Annotated in this window: 2 protein-coding genes; both read left to right on the plus strand. The window is 36.0% G+C overall.

All coding sequences use genetic code 11. The annotated features are described in order from the left end of the window. Positions 1 to 36 precede the first annotated feature (36 nt). Positions 37 to 456, plus strand: a complete 420-nt coding sequence (locus LCM23_RS25710; protein ID WP_224939359.1) for a hypothetical protein — start codon at positions 37 to 39, stop codon at positions 454 to 456. Positions 457 to 466: 10 nt separating this feature from the next. Beyond that, entirely contained in the window at positions 467 to 859 is a 393-nt protein-coding gene (locus LCM23_RS25715) for a YopX family protein (protein WP_263624456.1), read from the plus strand. Positions 860 to 866: the final 7 nt, after the last annotated feature.

The raw sequence follows: 866 nt of genomic DNA on the forward strand, positions 1-866 counted from the left end.
ATTTGTATTATGTTCACTAAAATTTGGAGGTGCGGTATGACAATTTATAATCCTCAAGCCGAGGACAGGGGTTACTTCTATCACGTAAAAATATACGAAGAAATGCTCCTTACTTATGAGCAACATTTAGAAATAAAGCATGGTCAAATCAATACTGGTGATCCGGATGATGATACGGATTATGAAGCTATGAAGTGGTATAGAGGCGGTAGTGTAAGTTTTGCGGAAAAAGAGTGGGAAAAGCTTGTATCTGGGATTAGAAGGCACCTAGCAATGAAAGGTCCATTATTGGAGCAGACAGGAGACTTTAATAATAAATACTTTTATTACTACGCCCGAGATTACACATTACAGCAGACCGTTCTTCACCGTGCGTGTATGTATATTTCTCATGAAGCTACTATAAAGTTTGATATTGATAAATTCGCAAGCCATATGGTATTGGCAAAACGTTGAATAAGGAGGAATGAACGTGCGTGAGATAAAGTTTGATGCAATTTATAAGCCAACAGGAGAACACTTTACTCCAATTTCAATAAATTTTAATGACAATTCGATTGTAGGAAATTTTGATGGTGTGCAAGGAGATTGGTGTCATTTTTCTTTAGATGGAAAGTATGGTGATGTGATCTTACGTCAGTACACAGGCCTAAAAGACAAGAACGGCAAGGAGATTTATGAGGGGGATGTTGTTACTGGTGTTAATCGGATTTTTGAAGGGGAAATTTTACAAGATGTTAATTTCCTTAATGGGTGCTTTATGTTTGGAAATTGGAATGCTCACGAATTTTTTAATAACCATCAGTTTATTGAAGTCATTGGCAACATTTACGAAAATCCAGAGTTAATCAACTCTTGAATTATTA

It is taken from the genome of Cytobacillus kochii, from assembly GCF_020171845.1.
Classification (GTDB): Bacteria; Bacillota; Bacilli; order Bacillales; family Cytobacillaceae; genus Cytobacillus; species Cytobacillus kochii.